Raw genomic sequence first — 19,173 nt, forward strand, 5'->3', positions numbered from 1 at the left:
TCCTTAATTGTGCGCGCCGTGCAGATGCTGTGGACGCGATGGGGTATACCCTGATTGATAGCGTGCGGCGCTCAAATCGTCAAACGGAATGGCCGGCGTACGCCCGGAAATCAGGTCGCTCAGCAGCTGGCCCGAACCGCAGGCCATGGTCCAGCCGAGCGTGCCGTGACCGGTGTTCGTCCATAAATTTTTGTACGGCGTACGGCCTACTATAGGCGTGCCGTCCGGGGTCATTGGACGCAGGCCGGTCCAGAACGTTGCCTGCTCAATGAAGCCGCCGCGCGGGAAGAGATCGCCGACGACCATCTCCAGCGTTTCACGGCGCGGCTTGAGCAGCTCGGTATTAAAGCCAACGATCTCCGCCATGCCGCCAACGCGGATCCGGTTATCGAAGCGGGTGATGGCGATTTTGTAGGTTTCATCAAGAATGGTCGAGACCGGCGCGCCGTTGTCTTCTTTCACCGGAATGGTCAGAGAGTAGCCTTTCAGCGGATAGACCGGGATATCCAGGATCCCCTTCAGCATCGCTGTTGAGTAGGAGCCGAACGCCATCACGTAGGCATCGGCTTTAATCACCTCTTCTCCACACTTCACCCCGTAAATCTTCTCGCCTTCCGACAGCAGCTTGTCGACGGAGGTGTTGAAGCGGAATTTTACCCCGGCCTGCTCACACATGCGCGCCAGACGTTGGGTGAAAAGCTGGCAGTCGCCGGTTTCGTCGTTCGGTAAACGCAGACCGCCCGTCAGCTTATGCGCAACCTCGGCAAGCGCGGGTTCCACCTGCGCCAGCTGGCTGGCCTCCAGCAGCTGATACGGTACGCCCGCATCTTCAAGCACGGCGATATCGCGTGTCGCATTTTCGTATTGTTGCGCGGTACGGAACAGCTGAAGCGTGCCGCCCTGGCGCCCTTCATATTCGATGCCCGTTGAGGCTCGCAGCGCCTTCAGGCAATCGCGGCTGTATTCCGCCAGGCGTACCATGCGCCCTTTGTTTTCCATATAGTGGCGGGTGTCGCAGTTGCGCAGCATCTGCCACATCCACTTAAGCTGGAACGGCGTGCCGTCGAGACTTATCGCCAGGGGCGCATGCCGCTGAAACATCCATTTAATTGCCTTCAGCGGAACGCCCGGGGCCGCCCACGGTGCAGCGTAGCCCGGGGAGATTTGCCCCGCATTCGCCGCACTGGTTTCCAGCGCCGGACCGGATTCGCGATCGATAACGGTAACCTCATGTCCCGCCTGACTTAAATACCAGGCGCTGGTTACGCCAACGACACCACTTCCCAGTATGACAACACGCATAGCCACTCCATTATGAGCAAAAGAACAATCATCTAATTACAGATTGATAACCTAGTTGAAAATATTATTCAACATATGACTTTTTTATGGTGACACAACTCACATACCCCGCTGTATCAGGGGATAGCGCTTATTTGGGATCTCCTGCTGCGCGTTATTTTTAACCAGTAGAAAATTCTGTGGGTACCGCTTTTTTTGCCGTATCGAAAACGCGAAATCGCAAAGAAAAAATTTCTGCACCCCGCGTATTTGAATGGGGTGATCTATGCTTGAAAGGAGGCTCTCCAGTCAGAGAGAGCGACCGACAACGAGGGCGCGCTAATGGCTACACTAGATTCCATGTCCAGGGACAGCACCCGTCTGAGCGATGGACCCGACTGGACCTTCGAGTTGCTGGATGTCTACCTGGCGGAGATCGACCGGGTGGCTAAACTCTATCGTCTGGATACCTACCCCCACCAGATTGAAGTCATCACCTCGGAACAGATGATGGACGCATATTCCAGCGTCGGGATGCCAATTAACTATCCGCACTGGTCGTTCGGCAAAAAATTTATTGAAACAGAGCGGCTTTATAAACACGGGCAGCAGGGGCTGGCGTATGAAATTGTCATTAACTCTAACCCATGTATCGCCTATCTGATGGAGGAGAACACCATTACCATGCAGGCGCTGGTGATGGCGCACGCCTGCTACGGACATAACTCATTCTTCAAAAATAACTATCTGTTCCGCAGCTGGACGGACGCCAGCTCCATCGTCGATTATCTGATCTTCGCCCGCAAATACATTACCGACTGCGAAGAGCGCTACGGCGTGGACGAGGTGGAGAAGCTGCTGGACTCCTGCCACGCGCTAATGAACTACGGCGTTGACCGCTATAAGCGTCCGCAGAAGATCTCATTGCAGGAAGAAAAAGCCCGGCAGAAAAGCCGCGAGGAGTATCTGCAAAGCCAGGTGAATATGCTGTGGCGCACCCTGCCAAAACGTGAAGAGGAGAAAACCGTCGCCGAGGCGCGTCGCTACCCTTCCGAGCCGCAGGAAAACCTGCTGTACTTTATGGAGAAAAACGCCCCGCTGCTGGAGCCGTGGCAGCGTGAGATCCTGCGAATCGTGCGCAAAGTAAGCCAGTATTTCTATCCACAGAAGCAGACGCAGGTGATGAACGAAGGCTGGGCGACCTTCTGGCACTACACCATTCTTAACCATCTGTACGACGAAGGAAAAGTCACCGAACGGTTTATGATGGAGTTTCTGCACAGCCACACCAACGTGGTTTTCCAGCCAGCATATAACAGCCCGTGGTACAGCGGCATTAACCCGTACGCGCTTGGTTTTGCCATGTTCCAGGATATCAAGCGTATTTGTCAGTCGCCCACCGAAGAGGACAAATACTGGTTCCCGGATATTGCCGGTTCCGACTGGCTGGAAACGCTGCACTTCGCAATGCGTGATTTTAAGGATGAGAGCTTTATCAGCCAGTTCATGTCGCCGAAAATCATGCGTGATTTCCGCTTCTTCACCGTACTGGATGATGATCGCAACAACTACCTGGAAATCTCCGCGATCCACAACGAGGAGGGTTATCGCGAGATCCGTTCGCGTCTGTCATCCCAGTACAACCTCAGCAATCTTGAACCGAACATACAGGTCTGGAACGTGGATCTGCGCGGCGATCGCTCTCTGACGCTGCGCTATATCCCGCACAACCGCGCGCCGCTGGATAAGGGGCGTAAGGAAGTGCTAAAGCATGTGCATCGCCTGTGGGGATTCGACGTATTGCTGGAGCAGCAAAACGAAGATGGCAGCGTGGAACTGCTGGAGCGGTGTCCGGCGCGGTTGAATACGCTGTAGTTTTTGCCGGGTTGCGGCTACGCCGTACCCGGCCTACGGGTTTTGCAGGGCCTGTAAGCGAAGCGCCACCGGACGAAAAAAAACCTCTCGTACGAGAGGTTTTTTATTTCAGCGACTCTGAATCGCTAAATCACCCGGCAGGGTTTTCTGCATCCGGTGCCAGATTTCACCGGAGTCGTGGCCGTAACGACGCACCGTTTCATAGACCTGATCGTGCAGCCCTTCAGTGCAGAGTTTGCTCAGCTTATGGTAGAAGCCGAGCGCCAGGCTGCGGGCTTCAGGGTTAGCAAAGTAGTGACGACCAATGCGCGTATATAACCCTTTCATCCCATTCAGGATCAGACCGTAAACCGGATTGCCGGAAGCAAACGCCAGACCGCGGAAGACGTTGTAATCCAGGGTCGCAAAGGCATCCGCGTGGTCTTCCACCTCATTGGCGGTGGCGAGCACTTTCAGCGCATCTTCAGGGTGCTGACGAAACGCGGTGCGGATGAAAATGGTGGCAATGTTGGTGCGCACGGAAAGCAGATTATCAATCAACTGCGGTACGCTTTCGTGATCGAGACGCGCCAGCGTTTCAAGAATATTCAGCCCGGATGTTTCCCAGAAGTTGTTCACTTTAGTGGGTTTGCCATGCTGTATCGTCAACCAGCCATCGCGCGCCAGACGCTGGAGCACTTCTCGCAGCGTGGTACGGGTGACGCCAATCAGTTCAGAGAGTTCGCGTTCAGCAGGTAGAATTGATCCCGCAGGGAAACGATTATTCCAGATGCTTTCAATGATGTACTCTTCCGCGAAACCCGCCGGGCTCTGCGCCTTAATGACCATAGTGAGATTTCCATTACACAGCTTTAGCAAATTGCACTCATCATACCAGAGGCGCGCAGAGGCAGATAGCGCAGCAGAGACAGAAAAGAGGGATCGCCGTTTCATTTTTATGAAATTTACAAAAGGGCTTTATCCCCCTCTCCGTCGCCATTTTTGCGTATACTGATGTCTTGTCTTATTTGACGGGGAAAGGACGTCTGTCGTGGAAATTTCATTTGGGCGCGCACTTTGGCGCAACTTTTTAGGCCAGTCACCGGACTGGTACAAACTCACTCTACTGGTATTCCTGATCGTTAATCCCGTTATCTTTTTGCTGGATCCCTTCAGTGCCGGGTGGCTGCTGGTCGCCGAGTTTATCTTTACCCTGGCGATGGCGCTGAAGTGCTATCCGCTATTGCCCGGCGGGCTACTGGCGCTGGAAGCCGTGATCGTGGGAATGACCAGCGCGGAGCATGTTAAAAACGAGATTGCGTCGAATCTCGAAGTCCTGCTGCTGCTGATCTTCATGGTGGCAGGGATCTACTTCATGAAGCAACTTCTGCTGTTTATCTTCACCCGTTTGCTGCTGAGCATTCCATCGAAAACGCTGCTCTCGCTGGCGTTTTGTCTCGCCGCAGCCTTCCTGTCAGCTTTCCTGGATGCGCTGACGGTCGTGGCGGTGGTGATCAGCGTCGCCGTCGGCTTTTACGGGATTTATCACCGGGTGGCCTCGTCTCGTCCTGGCGATAACTTGCAGGACGACAGCCACGTTGAGGCGCACAACCGCGATGTGCTCGAGCAGTTCCGCGCGTTTCTGCGTAGCCTGATGATGCATGCGGGCGTGGGGACGGCGCTGGGCGGCGTGATGACCATGGTCGGTGAGCCGCAAAACCTGATTATCGCCAAAGCGGCTGAGTGGCATTTTGGCGAATTTTTCCTGCGCATGGCGCCGGTCAGCGTGCCCGTGCTGCTCTGCGGGTTAGCAACCTGTGTGCTGCTCGAAAAATTCAACCTCTTTGGCTATGGTGCTAAGTTGCCCGATCCGGTCCGCCAGGAGCTGCATAAGTTTGACGAGCAGAGCCGCAAACAACGCACGCGCCAGGAGACCCTCCGCCTGATAGCACAGGGGTTGATCGGCGTGTGGCTTATCGCTGCGCTGGCTCTCCACCTTGCCGAGGTGGGGCTGATTGGCCTGTCGGTAATTATTCTGGCAACCAGCCTGAGCGGCGTTACGGACGAACATGCTATCGGTAAGGCCTTTACCGAAGCGCTGCCCTTTACCGCCCTGCTGGCGGTGTTTTTCGCCGTCGTGGCAGTGATTATTGACCAACATCTGTTCGCGCCGATCATCGCCTTTGTGCTTCAGGCTACGCCCGATTCGCAGCTTACGCTGTTCTATTTGTTTAACGGTCTGTTGTCCTCTATATCCGATAACGTCTTTGTCGGGACGGTATACATCAATGAGGCCAAAGCCGCGATGGAGCAAGGGATTGTCAGCAGTGAACAGTTCGAGCTGCTGGCGGTGGCGATCAACACCGGAACCAACCTCCCCTCCGTGGCAACCCCGAACGGTCAGGCGGCATTCCTCTTCCTGCTGACCTCGGCGCTGGCGCCACTCATACGACTTTCTTATGGAAGAATGGTCTGGATGGCGCTGCCGTATACGCTGATGCTTACCCTGGTGGGTTTGCTGTGCATCAAAATTACTCTCGTTCCCTGTACGCAATGGTTGTTGCAAGCAGGTATACTTGCGGCGCATTAAAATTCGTTTACACTGCGCTGTCTAAGCATGTTCCAGGGAAATGATTATGTTGCGATTTTTGAACCAGTGCTCACGCGGTCGCGGAGCGTGGTTGTTGATGGCCCTGACCGCCTTTGCGCTGGAAATGGTCGCGCTGTGGTTTCAGCATGTGATGGGGTTGAAACCTTGCGTACTGTGTATTTATGAGCGTTGTGCGCTGTTCGGCATTATGGGCGCGGGTCTGGTAGGTGCAATTGCACCCAAATCACCGTTACGCTATGCGGCAATTGCCATCTGGCTGTACAGCGCCGGAAAAGGAATTGCGCTTGCCTGGGAGCACACCCAGATGCAGCTTCACCCATCGCCGTTTATGACCTGCGATTTTGCCGCCCGCTTCCCGAGCTGGCTGCCGCTGGATAAATGGCTGCCGCAGGTGTTTGTGGCCTCCGGTGACTGCTCTGTACGCCAGTGGGAATTCCTGTCGCTAGAGATGCCGCAGTGGCTGGTGGGCATTTTTGTCGCCTACTTTGTGGTGGCACTGCTGGTGCTGATTGCCCAGCCGTTCAAACCAAAGAAACGCGATCTTTTTGGAAGATAAAAGCAAAACGGCAACGTCAGTTTTGTAGGTCGGGTAAGCGCAGCGCCACCCGACTAAATTGCGCACAATAAAAACCCGCCGAGTGAACTGACCCCTTAAAGTTGGACACTAAACCAACCGATGGGTGTGTAGTTCATGAGGCGGGTTTTTTATTATCACCGATTTGGGTGATTCATAATATGGTCTTCCCAGTCCAGCACCTCGGACTCTTTCACCGCAATGTGGCGCACGGAAATACGTTCGCCGTGCATCGCCGCTTTCGACCCCGTCAACAGCGGATGCCATGTGGGCAGATCTTTCCCTTCCGCCAGCAGGCGATACGCGCAGGTATGCGGCAGCCACTCAAAGGTCGGCAGATTTTCACGGGTTAACTTGATGCAGTCCGGCTCATATTCGAAACGGCGCTCATAGTTGCGGCACTGGCAGGTTTTGATGTTTAACTGCTTGCAGGCAACGTTGGTGAAATAGATCTCGTCCGAATCTTCATCCATCAGCTTATGCAGGCAGCACTGCCCGCAGCCGTCACACAACGATTCCCACTCCGCGTCGGTCATGTCGTCGAGCGTTTTGCTTTGCCAGAAAGGAATGTCGTTCATCGGGATGTCCACACGTCAAAATAGAGCGCACCTTATAACGAGTCTGGCACGTTGATGCAAGTTTTGCCGCCCTTTTGAGGCGGCAAGGTACTTTTACAGCACGCGGGTTTTCAGCGACAGGCCGTTAAAACTGACGTCCAGCTCGTCGCCACTGTGCAGCGGCCCCACACCTTCCGGGGTGCCGGTAAGGATCACGTCACCGGGTTTCAGGGTGAAGAAGCGGCTCATGTAGGCAATCAGCGGAACGATCTTATGGATCATGTCAGCGGTAGTCCCCTGCTGACGGATCTCGCCGTTGACCTTCAGGCTGAGCGGCGTGTTCTGCGGATCGTCGTTAAAGTCACTCACCGGAACGAAACCGGAAATCGGGCACGAATTATCAAAGCCCTTCGCTTTTTCCCACGGCTGCCCCGCTTTCTTCATTTTGCCCTGTACATCGCGCAGCGTCAGGTCAAGCGCGACACCGTAACCCGCAATCGCTTTCTCTACATGCTCCTCGGTCGCCTGGCGCAGCGTCGCGCCGATCAGCACCGCCAGCTCCACTTCATGATGCACCGAGCCCAGTCCCTGCGGCAGAACCAGCGGCTGGCGAATATCGCACAGTGCGGTTTCTGGCTTAATAAACAGAACCGGCTCTTCCGGCACGGCGCTGCCCATCTCCTGAATATGTTTTGCATAGTTGCTGCCCACGCAGACCACTTTGCTGACGGGATAATCCAGTAATGCACCTTGCCAGTTATGATGTTGATACATGGTAGACCCCTAATCGGTTGATGAGTTGTTCCCGGATGGACCCGGACTTATTTCTTTCCGCTCACCTCAAGATGCTGTTTTAATAAATTCTCCGGTGGCGGCGGAAGCTGTAAATAATAGCCCTGCTCGCTTAACGCCTTTTTGACTTTCTCCAGATCGGCGTTCACCAGCTTTTTACGACCGTCCAGCGGCAGCAGCATCGCCAGCTGCGGCCGGCCAAAGCTTTTCATTAATTCTTCAGGCACGCGGGAAAAATCGTCTTTCTTTTCGACATAAAGGTAAGTCTGGTCGCGGTGGGTACTTCTGTAGATCACACAAAACATGTTTTTACTCTGAATTAATGGGTGGTTGCTTGCCTCAATATACTCCTGACTATAACATGCCTGATACTCTTCGGAATATCGCGGCGATATGTTGCGGTTAATAGCAAATTGAGTAAGGCCAGGATGTCAAATACGCCCATCGAGCTTAAAGGCAGTAGCTTCACCTTATCAGTGGTTCATTTGCATGATGCAAAACCCGAGGTTATTCGTCAGGCGTTAGAAGACAAAATCGCGCAGGCTCCCGCTTTTCTTAAGCATGCTCCTGTCGTCGTCAATGTGAGCGACCTTGAAGGGCCGGTTAACTGGAAACGGCTCCAGCAGGCCGTCGTCTCCACGGGGTTGCGCATCGTGGGCATTAGCGGGTGCAAAGACGCAGAGTTAAAAGACGAAATTGAACGTGCGGGTTTACCCTTGTTAAACGAGGGCAAAGAAAAAGCCCCACGTGCAACGCCTGCAACCGTTCCCGTTCCCCCGCCTCCGGCGCAAAATGTAACCCCAGTCACAAAAACGCGATTGATTGATCTGCCGGTTCGTTCCGGTCAGCGCATTTATGCGCCAAACTGTGATCTGATTGTTACAAGCCACGTCAGTGCGGGCGCGGAACTGATTGCAGATGGCAATATTCACGTTTACGGTATGATGCGTGGGCGCGCGCTTGCGGGCGCCAGCGGCGATCGAGAAGCACAAATTTTTTGTACTCATCTGACGGCAGAACTGGTGTCTATCGCAGGTGAATATTGGCTGAGCGATAAAATCCCAGCCGAATTTTATGGCAAAGCGGCTCGTCTGCAACTGGCAGATAACGCTTTGACCGTTCAACCGTTAAATTGATCCCTTTTAACAAGGAATTTCTATGGCACGCATTATTGTTGTGACTTCGGGTAAAGGAGGCGTTGGCAAGACCACCTCCAGCGCGGCCATCGCTACTGGTTTGGCCCAGAAGGGAAAGAAAACCGTCGTAATTGACTTCGATATTGGTCTGCGTAACCTGGACCTGATCATGGGATGTGAGCGTCGCGTGGTGTATGACTTCGTGAACGTCATTCAGGGCGATGCCACCCTTAACCAGGCGCTGATTAAAGATAAACGTACCGAGAACCTCTACATTCTTCCGGCGTCCCAGACCCGTGATAAAGATGCACTGACCCGTGAAGGCGTCGAAAAGGTGCTCGACGATCTGAAAAAGATGGAGTTCGACTTCGTGGTCTGCGACTCTCCGGCCGGTATCGAAACCGGCGCGCTGATGGCGCTCTACTTCGCGGATGAAGCCATCATCACCACGAACCCGGAAGTCTCGTCTGTACGTGACTCCGACCGTATTCTTGGTATTTTGGCCTCGAAATCCCGTCGCGCGGAAAATGGCCAGGAGCCAATCAAAGAGCACCTTCTGCTGACCCGCTATAACCCGGGCCGCGTGAATAAAGGTGACATGCTGAGCATGGAAGACGTGCTTGAGATCCTGCGCATCAAACTGGTTGGCGTCATCCCGGAAGATCAGTCCGTATTGCGCGCATCTAACCAGGGCGAGCCCGTGATCCTGGATACACAGGCAGACGCGGGGAAAGCGTATGCGGATACCGTTGACCGTCTGCTGGGAGAAGAACGTCCTTTCCGCTTCATTGAAGAAGAGAAGAAAGGTTTCCTCAAACGCCTGTTCGGAGGATAAGTTATGGCATTACTGGACTTTTTTCTCTCGCGGAAAAAAAGCACCGCCAACATCGCAAAAGAACGTCTGCAAATCATCGTGGCGGAACGTCGCCGTAGCGACGCAGAACCGCACTACCTGCCGCAGTTGCGCAAAGACATTCTCGAAGTGATCTGCAAATACGTGCAGATTGACCCGGAAATGGTCACCGTTCAACTGGAGCAAAAAGACGGAGATATTTCGATTCTGGAGCTGAACGTGACGCTTCCGGAAGCGGAAGAATCGCGTTAATCCGTTTACGGTTCGTAGCCCCGGTAAGCGCAGCGCCGCCGGGGGAATATGCCGGGTAAGTGCCCGGCATATTTGTTATCGTGGATACCCTTCCAGCAGGGTATTCAGGCGTTCGGCCATCAGTTCCCCCCGCCATCCGGCGACCAGTTCCGGTAAACCATTTTGCGGTTTCAACTTCCAGTGCCAGTTCAGCAGCTGGTTAATCTGACGACGTGAAGCCAGCAGTTCGGCACTCAGGTTGCTTTCACTCGCCACCGTCTGCACCAGCGCTTTGATGTCTTTAAACGCTTTACGGTAGCCCGGCATGTCCATCAGGTTAAGCAGCGGCTCTGGCAGAGCCTCTTCCGGAAGCTGTTGGGCTTTCTCCACCAGCGCGAGCAGCGTTTTGCCGTGGAAGCGGATTTCACTTCCGGAAAGGCCAATGCTGTCCAGTTCACCAAGGCTACCCGGCATATAGCGTGCCACCGCCCACAGGTGTTCTTCACGCACTACGAAGTTAACCGCGAGATCGCGCTCACGCGCTTTACGCAGACGCCAGTCAGCCAGCAATTGCAGACAGGCCAGTTGGCGAGTGCGCAGCTGCCAGGCGTTAGTGATGTCACGCCAGGCCTCTCTCGGATCAACCACTTCCTGACGACGCTGTTGCGTCATGCGGCACTCGTCCAGTGCCGCAGACAGCCAGCCTGAAGCCTCTGCTTCTTTCATGAGCTGTCCGGCAATCGGCAGCAGGTAGAAGACGTCTGCCGCGGCATAGTCAAGCTGACGCGCAGTTAGCGGGCGCGCGAGCCAGTCGGTACGCGATTCGCTCTTATCCAACGTCAGACCGGTGTACTCTTCCACCATCGCCGCAAAGCCCCAGGAGAGCGGACGACCACTGAACGCCGCGAGGATCTGAGTATCAATGAGGGGTTGCGGCATGATGCCAAAAGTATTGAGAAATACTTCCAGATCTTCACTTCCCGCGTGCAGATATTTGGTCACGGCGGTATCAAGCAACAGCTCGCGCATTGGTGCCCAGTCGGTAATGCCCAGAGGGTCAATCAACGACACGTGTTTGCCGTCATACATCTGAATCAGACCCAGCTGCGGATAGTACGTTCGGGTGCGGACAAATTCCGTATCCAGAGCGATAGCGGGAAATTCACGCGTCACCTCGCACAGCGAAGCCAGCTCGTCGTTGGTAGTGATCATCTGGTAATTCAAATCGGACTCTCTTTTGTTTGCGCCCATAAAAAACGCCGGCTTAACCGGCGTCTGGGCGATTAACGTGAAGCTCAGGCCTTATTGTCCACTTTGGCACGGGCTTCGTCACGTAATTCTCGTCGTAATATCTTCCCGACGTTGGATTTCGGCAGCTCATCGCGGAATTCCACCAGCTTTGGTACTTTATAGCCCGTCAGCTGACGGCGACAAAACGTTATCAGCGTATCCTCGGTAAGAGAAGGATCTTTTTTGACCACAAATATCTTCACCGCTTCCCCGCTGCTGCCGGAAGGAACGCCCACCGCCGCCACTTCCAGTACGCCGCTGTGCTGCATCACTACGTCTTCGATTTCGTTCGGGTAGACGTTGAACCCTGACACCAGGATCATATCTTTCTTACGATCCACGATGCGCAGGAAGCCTTCATCGTCCATCACCGCGATATCGCCCGTGTGCAGCCAGCCGTCTTTGATGATCTCATCCGTGGCATCCGGGCGCTGCCAGTAGCCCAGCATCACCTGCGGTCCTCTGACGCATAGCTCCCCTGGCTCACCGTGAGGCACTTCGTTATCCTCGTCATCCACCAGTTTGGCTTCCGTCGACGGGACCGGCAGCCCGATACTGCCGCTGTGGTAGTCGATGTCATGCGGGTTGACGCTGACCAGCGGGGCGCACTCCGTCAGACCATAGCCCTCCAGCAGATACTGCCCGGTGAGCTTCACCCAGCGCTCGGCAACCGCCTGCTGAACCGGCATCCCGCCGCCCGCCGAGAGGTGCAACGTGGAGAAATCGAGCTGTTGAAACTCTTTATTATTGAGCAGGGCGTTAAACAGGGTGTTCACGCCGGTCATGGCGGTAAACGGATATTTCGCCAGCTCTTTGACCAGCCCCGGGATATCACGCGGGTTAGTAATCAGTACGTTCTGACCGCCAAGCTCAATAAACAACAAGCAGTTCATGGTCAGCGCAAAAATGTGATACAGCGGAAGCGCGGTGATCACCAGCTCTTTGCCCGGGTGCAGCAGCGGCCCGTAAGTTGCATTGACCTGTTCGAGGTTCGCCAGCATATTTCGATGGGTCAGCATCGCCCCTTTTGCCACGCCGGTTGTGCCGCCGGTGTATTGCAGGAACGCCAGATCTTCGGACACGATCTCCGGCTTCACGTACTGCATCCGGTAGCCCGCATGAAGCGCGCGGCGGAATGAGATAGCATCCGGCAGGTGGTATTTCGGCACCAGTCGCTTAACGTATTTAACGACAAAGTTGACCAGCGTACCTTTTGCGGTAGAGAGCTGATCGCCCATGCGCGTCAGGATGACGTGTTTAACCTGGGTTCTTTCAACAACCTTTTCCAGCGTGTGGGCAAAGTTGGAGACGATCACAATCGCCGCCGCCCCGCTGTCATTCAACTGATGTTCCAGCTCGCGCGGGGTATAGAGCGGGTTGACATTAACCACGATCATCCCTGCCCTGAGGATCCCGAACAGCGCCACCGGGTATTGCAGCAGGTTTGGCATCATCAGCGCGACGCGATCACCTTTCTGCAAGCCCAACCCTTCCTGTAAGTAGGCCGCAAACGCCCGGCTGCGCTCTTCCAGCTTACGGAAGGTCATCACTTCGCCCATATTCACAAATGCGGGCCGATCAGCGTAGCGCCGTACCGAGTGTTCAAATAATTCAATCAGGGATTGATAACGGTCAGGATTGATCTCCGCAGGCACATCCGCGGGATAACGGTTAAGCCAAACCTTTTTCAATGCATCACCTCTGAAATGAGTGTTCGTCGTCATCACAGCCCCGATAATAAACAGTTTGTTAACATTATATTAACTCAGCGTACCAGTTTATTAATTGTTCAGATTGCAGGTTGCGAAGCGCGTCACTCTTTTTTTTCGTTTTATCCGTAAAAAAACAGAGACAGCGGCTGAGCCGCTGTCTCTTTCCTAACAATAACAGTAACTTACTCAGTTACGATTGTTTGAACCTGTGCAGGGCCTGGATTGTACCAACCCCAGCCACCGTAGCCGTAACGATACGGATGCGGACCCCACATCCACGGATCGATAGGCTGTGGCGGCATCACCACCTGCTGGGCGATACGCCAGCGTTTGTAGCCGTTCGCCTGCATGGTCATAAATTTGTATGGCGTATTGCCTATTTTGCCCGCTACCGAACCGGTAATCGGCCCAACGACGGTCACCAGCTGCCCGCGGAAATCTACCGGATCGAGGAAGCCGCTGACGTCAGCGTATATCCGTCCGCGCGAGGCTTCACCCAGAACAGGCCGCGCGCCGGCGTCCAGCGGGACAGTGGCAATCTCCAGCCGGGTTTTACCCTGCTGGTTTATCACTTCAACCACCTTGCCGCCAAACCGCGCTTCCTGCCCGACATACAGCTCCGGGGCATTCATCACGCGTACCAGATCCTGCTGTGGCGTCGGGCTGGTGCCCTTGATCGCATCAGGAACGGTGACGCACCCGCTCAGTGCTATGGCAACCGCGCCTGCCATAATAAAGCGTACAACTTTAGTCTGAACCGCCATGATGCGACTCCTTATTCTCAGTTCCTGTTACTGAGATTCACTCGCGGCCAGGAAGTTTCTTCCACGCGACGGTGTTTCGTAAATAAACCGGTTCAGCGTGTTCAACCGCCACGGTTTTTCCTGCGGTAAGCAGCTGACAGGCAATCGGCAGCATATCTTCAGCGGCAGGCAGGAGCATGTTACCGTCCACCAGCGTCAGGCCGGTGTCCTTCGCCATCTCAGGCCATGCCGGCCAGCCGGTTCCGACCGTCGCCCACTCACCGGAGAGCTGTTTCAGGCGCTCGGTGACGGCTTCAGGTTTAAGCACTGCTTCCGTCTCTTCGCCGTGCCAGACGCCGTTTTCGTCACGGGTGTACTCCGCCCAGTAGACTTCCCCCATGCGGGCATCAATCGCTGCCAGCACGCGGGTGGCGCCGGTCATGCGCCAGGCGCCCTGAGCCATGGTCGCAAGCGTTGAGACGCCGATCATCGGCAGGCCAGCGCCCAGCGCCAGCCCCTGCGCAATGCCAATCCCGATACGTACGCCCGTAAAGCTGCCCGGGCCACGGCCGTAGGCCAGCGCGTCGAGGTCAGTCAGGGCGGTGTTGCCCTCGGTTAAAATGGTTTTTACCAGGGGCAGAATACGTTGGGTGTGTTCCCGTGGGCACTCTTCGAAATGAGCAAAAATAGTACCGTCGTTCCACAGGGCAACGGAACAGGCCTCTGTCGCGGTATCAATAGCCAGAATTCGCATCAGTCGTCGCGCTCTCGCAATGGTCAGTCACAAAATGGCGCGCATCTTAACATACTCCGGGGAGAATTACTCCGCCGTTGGGTTCGCCAGGAAACGGACAGCACGTTTAATATCCCGCGTGCGCGGCGCGGGGGGCAGGCTGGCGAGGAACGTGGCGCCATAAGGGCGCATCACCAGACGATTGTCGCAAATGACCAGCACACCGCGGTCGGTGACGTCGCGGATCAGACGCCCTACTCCCTGTTTAAGGGTAATGACCGCGTCCGGTAGCTGAACGTCGTCAAACGGATCGCCTCCGCGCAGGCGGCAATCCTCCATACGCGCTTTCAGCAGCGGATCGTCCGGCGATGTGAACGGCAGCTTATCGATAATCACCAGCGAGAGCGTATCGCCGCGAACGTCCACCCCTTCCCAGAAGCTACTGGTCGCCACAAGCAGGGCATTACCGGCGCTGACAAACTGCTGGAGCAGTTGCCCTTTACTCGTTTCCCCCTGTAACAGGACTGGCAGCGTCATGGTGGCGCGGAACTGTTCGGCCAGATCGCGCATCATGGCGTGAGAAGTACAGAGCATAAAGCAGCGTCCGTTGTTGGCCTCGATCATCGGCTTCAGCATGGCCGCCAGATGGCGCGCCGCCCCCGGCTGATTGGGCAACGGCAGATTGCGCGGCACGCAGAGCAGAGCCTGTTTCTCATAATCGAACGGGCTGGGCAGAAGCAGTGATTCAGCCTGCTCAATGCCAAGACGTTCGGTAAAATGATGCAGATCGTCATTGACCGACAGCGTGGCCGAGGTAAAGACCCAGGTGCCGGGCTTTTGCGCCATCACCTCTTTGAATTTATCGGCAACGGTCAGCGGCGTGAGCGCCAGGGTGAAGTGGCGCGAGGTACATTCGTACCAGTAGCTGTAACCCGGCTGGTTGATCTCTTTAAGCCGTTTCAGCCGTCCACGATAGAGCGTGGCACGCTCAAAGGCGGCGTCCAGCAGCGCTGATCGTCCGAGCGAAAGCTTCGCCACGTCGTAACAGAGTTCAAGGGCATCATCGAGCAGCAGCAGCGCGCGCTGAATATTTTTGTCTGCGAGCAGTTCGCGCAGGTTGCCGCGATAGCCTGGTTCGCCAAGCTGTAAGCGGAAATCCTGTGCGCATTGTGCCAGGCGATCCGCGCACTTCTGCAACTGCTGGGTATCTTTAAGCTCAGTGCGATAGGCAATGGTAATATCTTTCGCCAGATCCTGAAGCTGGCGGCTGGAGAGCGACTGGCCAAAATACTGGCTGGCGATGTCCGGTAGCTGATGGGCTTCATCGAAGATCATCACTTCCGCCTCCGGGATCAGCTCGCCGAATCCGCTGTCCTTGACCACCATATCCGCAAGGAACAGGTGATGGTTCACCACCACCACGTCGGCGTCCATCGCGGTTTTACGCGCTTTCACCACAAAACAGTCTTTATACAGCGGGCAGTCGCTGCCGAGGCAGTTGTCGTTTGTGCTGGTCACCAGCGGCCAGGCCGGGGAGTCTTCCGGCACGCTCGCGCAGGTGCTGATGTCCCCCTCCTCCGTCTGGTTGGCCCAGGCGCGCAGAACGATCACATCGCTCAGGGTTTGTACCGGCAGATCGCCACCCGCCAGTGCCTGCTGTTCGAGTCGCTCCAGGCAGAGATAGTTAGAGCGGCCTTTCAGCAGCGCCAGTCGGCCCTTGTATTTCAGCGCTTTCGCCACGGTGGGCAAATCGCGGCTGTAGAGCTGATCCTGTAGCGCTTTTGAACCGGTGGAGATAATGACCTTCTTTTTCGCCCGCAGCGCCGGAGCAAGGTATGCATAGGTTTTCCCCGTGCCGGTGCCGGCCTCGACCACCAGCGGCTGAGCCTTGTCGATCGCGTGCGCAACGGCATGCGCCATCTGACGCTGGGGTTCGCGCGGTTTAAAGCCGGGAATAGCCTGTGCTAATTGGCCTTCTGGGGAAAAATCGTCTGCCACGGTGTTCTCTCACTGTATTTTTGCACAGGGATTATGTCAGCCCCTTCTCTCCGGTGCCACCCCAAATAGTGACGACGGCGGAACATTATGGCAGTCTTGCCGCCTGACGACGAAAGATAACGAGGATACGTTTATGACAATTACGCGCATTGATGCCGAAGCCCGCTGGTCTGATGTGGTGATCCACAACCAGACGCTGTACTACACCGGCGTCCCTGCCAATCTGGACGCCGATGCCTTCGAGCAGACGGCGAACACCCTGGCGCAGATCGACGCCGTACTGGAAAAACAGGGCAGCGATAAATCCCGCATTCTGGATGCGACGATTTTTCTGGCGAATAAAGACGATTTTGCGGCGATGAATAAAGCCTGGGATGCATGGGTCGTGGCGGGCCACGCGCCTGTACGCTGCACCGTACAGGCCACGCTGATGAAACCGGAATATAAGGTCGAGATCAAGATTATCGCGGCTGTGTAAGCCCGTTATTCTTCATCTTCATCCTCAAAGCGCGCCACGATCCGCTCGCCGGTATGGGTGGCGCGAAGTTCTTCCGCGACCTGGGAAATTGCCTGTCCGCTGCTCATCCCCTGGGACATCAGCTCCTGAATACGTTCAACGGCTTTCTGCTGTTGGTCATGGCTGAGAGAAGGTAAACCTGCAAACATCGTTAACTCCTGCTAAATTATTCGCGCTAATTATTTCACGCTGCCCGGTAGTATGCCACACATGAACATGCGCTTCCCCACTGTTATAACCTTACCCTGGCGTGCAGACGCCGCCGAATTCTGGTTTGCCCGTCTGAGCCATCTTCCTTTCGCTATGCTGCTGCATTCTGGTCATGCGGATCACCCCTACAGCCGCTTTGATATTCTGGTGGCCGATCCGGTAAAAACGCTGACAACCGATGGCCTGTCGTCAACGGACGATCCGCTGATGCAGCTTCAAAAGGAAATCCATGCCCTGGGCTTATCTGCCACACCGGATCCGGACCTGCCTTTCCAGGGAGGCGCGCTGGGCCTGTTTGGTTATGATCTGGGTCGCCGTTTCGAAACGCTGCCTGAGCATGCGCAGGCGGATATACCGCTGCCGGATATGGCGGTAGGGCTGTATGACTGGGCATTGATTGTGGATCACCAGAAAAAAGCGGTTTCTCTGCTGAGCCACCGTGACGTGCAGGCACGTCTGGCCTGGCTTGAGGCGCAACGGCCCGCCGTTTCGGAACGCTTTATGCTGACCTCCGGCTGGCGCTCGAATATGACCGCGCCGGAGTATGAGGACAAATTCTCCCGCGTGCAGGCATATCTGCACAGCGGCGACTGTTATCAGGTCAATCTTGCCCAGCGTTTTCAGGCAACGTATCAGGGGGATGAGTGGCAGGCGTTTACCCGCCTTAATGCCAGCAATAAAGCCCCGTTCAGCGCATTTGTACGCCTCGAACGCGGCGTCATCCTCAGCCTTTCACCTGAGCGTTTTATTCACCTGGCTGACGGTATTGTGCAGACCCGTCCGATAAAGGGCACCCTTCCGCGCCTTGCCGATGCCGACGCCGACCGCCAGCAGGCGGAGAAGCTGGCGGCCTCGCCGAAAGATCGCGCTGAAAACCTGATGATTGTCGACCTGATGCGCAATGATATTGGCCGCGTCGCCGAGCCGGGCAGCGTGCGCGTGCCGGAGCTGTTCGTCGTGGAGCCATTCCCGGCGGTGCATCATCTGGTCAGCACCATCACCGCACGTCTGCCAGCCTCGCGAACCGCCTGCGACCTGCTCCGCGCCGCGTTTCCGGGCGGCTCCATCACCGGCGCGCCAAAGGTCCGCGCGATGGAGATCATCGACGAACTGGAACCGCATCGGCGCAACGCCTGGTGCGGCAGCATCGGCTATGTGAGCCTGTGCGGCACCATGGATACCAGCATCACTATTCGCACCCTGACGGCCTGCGACGGCAACCTTTACTGTTCCGCGGGCGGTGGCATTGTGGCAGACAGTCAGGCCGAGGCGGAATATCAGGAAACCTTTGATAAAGTGAATCGAATCCTGAAACAACTGGAGAAATCACGGTGAAGAAAGACAACCTGACGCTGGATGATTTTCTGTCGCGCTTTCAGCTTCTGCGGCCCCAGGTTAACCGCGCCACGCTGAATCAACGTCAGGCGGCGGTGCTGATCCCGGTCGTGCGTCGTGAACAGCCGGGTCTGTTGCTCACCCAGCGCTCACCGCATATGCGAAAACACGCCGGTCAGGTTGCGTTCCCGGGCGGCGCGGTGGACAGCACCGATGCATCCCTGATTGCCGCCGCGCTGCGCGAGGCGCATGAGGAAGTGGCGATCCCCCCGGAGACGGTCGAGGTGATCGGCGTGCTGCCGCCAGTGGACAGCGTAACCGGTTTTCAGGTCACGCCGGTCGTTGGCATTATTCCGCCCGATCTTCAGTATCACGCCAGCGTCGATGAAGTTTCAGCGGTGTTCGAAATGCCGCTGGAAGAGGCCCTTCGTCTGGGCCGCTATCACCCGCTGGATATTCACCGCCGCGGACACGATCATCGGGTCTGGCTGTCGTGGTATCAGCATTATTTTGTCTGGGGCATGACGGCAGGCATCATTCGTGAGCTGGCCCTGCAAATCGGCCTGAAGCCTTGACTATACTTTACACTCCACCCTTTTCTGGCAGGTTTGCGATCGGCGTCGCGCTATTAGCAAAACCATCGTTAACCATTAGTTTAATTCATGTGAATAGTTAAGCCGAGGTGGATGTTCCCTCTTACACTATGCGCAGTTATAACATCGTTACTGGAACCCCAGTAACCCTGT

20 protein-coding genes are annotated in these 19,173 nt (G+C 55.8%); 9 read left to right on the top strand and 11 right to left on the bottom strand.

The genetic code is table 11. The features are described 5' to 3' along the window. Positions 1-3: 3 nt before the first annotated feature. Complete coding sequence (locus G6Q29_RS02405) at positions 4-1,302, bottom strand: D-amino acid dehydrogenase (RefSeq protein WP_165464386.1); 1,299 nt, start codon at positions 1,300-1,302, stop codon at positions 4-6. A 321-nt stretch (positions 1,303-1,623) separates the two neighbouring features. On the opposite strand from G6Q29_RS02405, the gene G6Q29_RS02410 reads away from it, so the two are divergent. Then, positions 1,624-3,156, top strand: a complete 1,533-nt coding sequence (locus tag G6Q29_RS02410) for a SpoVR family protein (RefSeq protein WP_032619532.1) — start codon at positions 1,624-1,626, stop codon at positions 3,154-3,156. A gap of 108 nt (positions 3,157-3,264) precedes the next feature. On the opposite strand, the gene fadR is transcribed toward G6Q29_RS02410, so the two are convergent. Then, positions 3,265-3,984 (bottom strand): fatty acid metabolism transcriptional regulator FadR, encoded by a 720-nt coding sequence (gene fadR, locus G6Q29_RS02415; RefSeq protein WP_015570315.1) that lies wholly within the window; start codon positions 3,982-3,984, stop codon positions 3,265-3,267. A 202-nt stretch (positions 3,985-4,186) separates the two neighbouring features. On the opposite strand from fadR, the gene nhaB reads away from it, so the two are divergent. Both nhaB and dsbB read left to right on the top strand, forming a co-directional pair. Next, complete coding sequence (gene nhaB / locus G6Q29_RS02420; RefSeq protein WP_165464387.1) at positions 4,187-5,725, top strand: Na(+)/H(+) antiporter NhaB; 1,539 nt, start codon at positions 4,187-4,189, stop codon at positions 5,723-5,725. A 46-nt stretch (positions 5,726-5,771) separates the two neighbouring features. Beyond that, positions 5,772-6,302, top strand: a complete 531-nt coding sequence (gene dsbB, locus G6Q29_RS02425; RefSeq protein ID WP_165464388.1) for a disulfide bond formation protein DsbB — start codon at positions 5,772-5,774, stop codon at positions 6,300-6,302. Positions 6,303-6,457: 155 nt separating this feature from the next. On the opposite strand, the gene G6Q29_RS02430 is transcribed toward dsbB, so the two are convergent. From G6Q29_RS02430 to G6Q29_RS02440, 3 genes are all read right to left on the bottom strand, one after another. Beyond that, positions 6,458-6,898, bottom strand: a complete 441-nt coding sequence (locus G6Q29_RS02430) for a YcgN family cysteine cluster protein (RefSeq protein WP_165464389.1) — start codon at positions 6,896-6,898, stop codon at positions 6,458-6,460. Positions 6,899-6,991: 93 nt separating this feature from the next. Next, positions 6,992-7,651: a fumarylacetoacetate hydrolase family protein gene (locus tag G6Q29_RS02435; RefSeq protein WP_165464390.1), complete on the bottom strand. Its 660-nt coding sequence runs from the start codon at positions 7,649-7,651 to the stop codon at positions 6,992-6,994. A 47-nt stretch (positions 7,652-7,698) separates the two neighbouring features. Beyond that, a complete protein-coding gene (locus G6Q29_RS02440) occupies positions 7,699-7,974 on the bottom strand; it encodes a YcgL domain-containing protein (protein WP_165464391.1) in 276 nt (91 codons plus the stop codon). Positions 7,975-8,097: 123 nt separating this feature from the next. Here G6Q29_RS02440 and minC point away from each other — a divergent pair, with 123 nt between their 5' ends. The 3 genes from minC to minE are packed head-to-tail and all read left to right on the top strand — an operon-like array spanning position 8,098 to position 9,910. After that, a complete protein-coding gene (minC, locus tag G6Q29_RS02445) occupies positions 8,098-8,805 on the top strand; it encodes a septum site-determining protein MinC (RefSeq protein ID WP_165464392.1) in 708 nt (235 codons plus the stop codon). Positions 8,806-8,827: 22 nt separating this feature from the next. After that, positions 8,828-9,640, top strand: a complete 813-nt coding sequence (gene minD / locus G6Q29_RS02450; protein WP_003859938.1) for a septum site-determining protein MinD — start codon at positions 8,828-8,830, stop codon at positions 9,638-9,640. Between the two features lie 3 nt (positions 9,641-9,643). Next, the gene (minE, locus tag G6Q29_RS02455) at positions 9,644-9,910 is read left to right on the top strand and encodes a cell division topological specificity factor MinE (protein WP_003859937.1); all 267 of its coding nucleotides are present in this window, start codon (positions 9,644-9,646) and stop codon (positions 9,908-9,910) included. A gap of 75 nt (positions 9,911-9,985) precedes the next feature. On the opposite strand, the gene rnd is transcribed toward minE, so the two are convergent. From rnd to G6Q29_RS02480, 5 genes are all read right to left on the bottom strand, one after another. After that, a complete protein-coding gene (gene rnd, locus G6Q29_RS02460) occupies positions 9,986-11,101 on the bottom strand; it encodes a ribonuclease D (protein ID WP_165464637.1) in 1,116 nt (371 codons plus the stop codon). Between the two features lie 83 nt (positions 11,102-11,184). Beyond that, positions 11,185-12,870: a long-chain-fatty-acid--CoA ligase FadD gene (gene fadD / locus G6Q29_RS02465; RefSeq protein ID WP_165464393.1), complete on the bottom strand. Its 1,686-nt coding sequence runs from the start codon at positions 12,868-12,870 to the stop codon at positions 11,185-11,187. Positions 12,871-13,073: 203 nt separating this feature from the next. Continuing rightward, entirely contained in the window at positions 13,074-13,655 is a 582-nt protein-coding gene (locus G6Q29_RS02470; RefSeq protein ID WP_165464394.1) for a Slp family lipoprotein, read from the bottom strand. Between the two features lie 37 nt (positions 13,656-13,692). After that, complete coding sequence (gene tsaB, locus G6Q29_RS02475) at positions 13,693-14,388, bottom strand: tRNA (adenosine(37)-N6)-threonylcarbamoyltransferase complex dimerization subunit type 1 TsaB (protein ID WP_165464395.1); 696 nt, start codon at positions 14,386-14,388, stop codon at positions 13,693-13,695. Positions 14,389-14,454: 66 nt separating this feature from the next. Beyond that, positions 14,455-16,365, bottom strand: coding sequence for an ATP-dependent DNA helicase (locus G6Q29_RS02480; protein WP_023303884.1), 1,911 nt, complete (start codon positions 16,363-16,365; stop codon positions 14,455-14,457). 133 nt (positions 16,366-16,498) lie between these two features. Between G6Q29_RS02480 and G6Q29_RS02485 the strand changes: the two genes are divergently transcribed. Continuing rightward, entirely contained in the window at positions 16,499-16,843 is a 345-nt protein-coding gene (locus G6Q29_RS02485; RefSeq protein WP_003859927.1) for a RidA family protein, read from the top strand. Between the two features lie 5 nt (positions 16,844-16,848). Here the strand turns inward: G6Q29_RS02485 and G6Q29_RS02490 are convergent, their stop codons facing one another. After that, positions 16,849-17,031, bottom strand: a complete 183-nt coding sequence (locus tag G6Q29_RS02490) for a YoaH family protein (protein ID WP_003859925.1) — start codon at positions 17,029-17,031, stop codon at positions 16,849-16,851. A gap of 61 nt (positions 17,032-17,092) precedes the next feature. Here G6Q29_RS02490 and pabB point away from each other — a divergent pair, with 61 nt between their 5' ends. Both pabB and G6Q29_RS02500 read left to right on the top strand, forming a co-directional pair. Beyond that, the gene (pabB, locus tag G6Q29_RS02495) at positions 17,093-18,427 is read left to right on the top strand and encodes an aminodeoxychorismate synthase component 1 (protein ID WP_165464396.1); all 1,335 of its coding nucleotides are present in this window, start codon (positions 17,093-17,095) and stop codon (positions 18,425-18,427) included. Continuing rightward, complete coding sequence (locus G6Q29_RS02500; RefSeq protein ID WP_032671651.1) at positions 18,424-19,002, top strand: CoA pyrophosphatase; 579 nt, start codon at positions 18,424-18,426, stop codon at positions 19,000-19,002. Before pabB ends, G6Q29_RS02500 begins: the two co-directional genes overlap by 4 nt. Positions 19,003-19,173 lie beyond the last annotated feature (171 nt).

The sequence above is a fragment of the Enterobacter cloacae genome (assembly GCF_011078175.1).
Lineage (GTDB): Bacteria > Pseudomonadota > Gammaproteobacteria > Enterobacterales > Enterobacteriaceae > Enterobacter > Enterobacter cloacae_Q.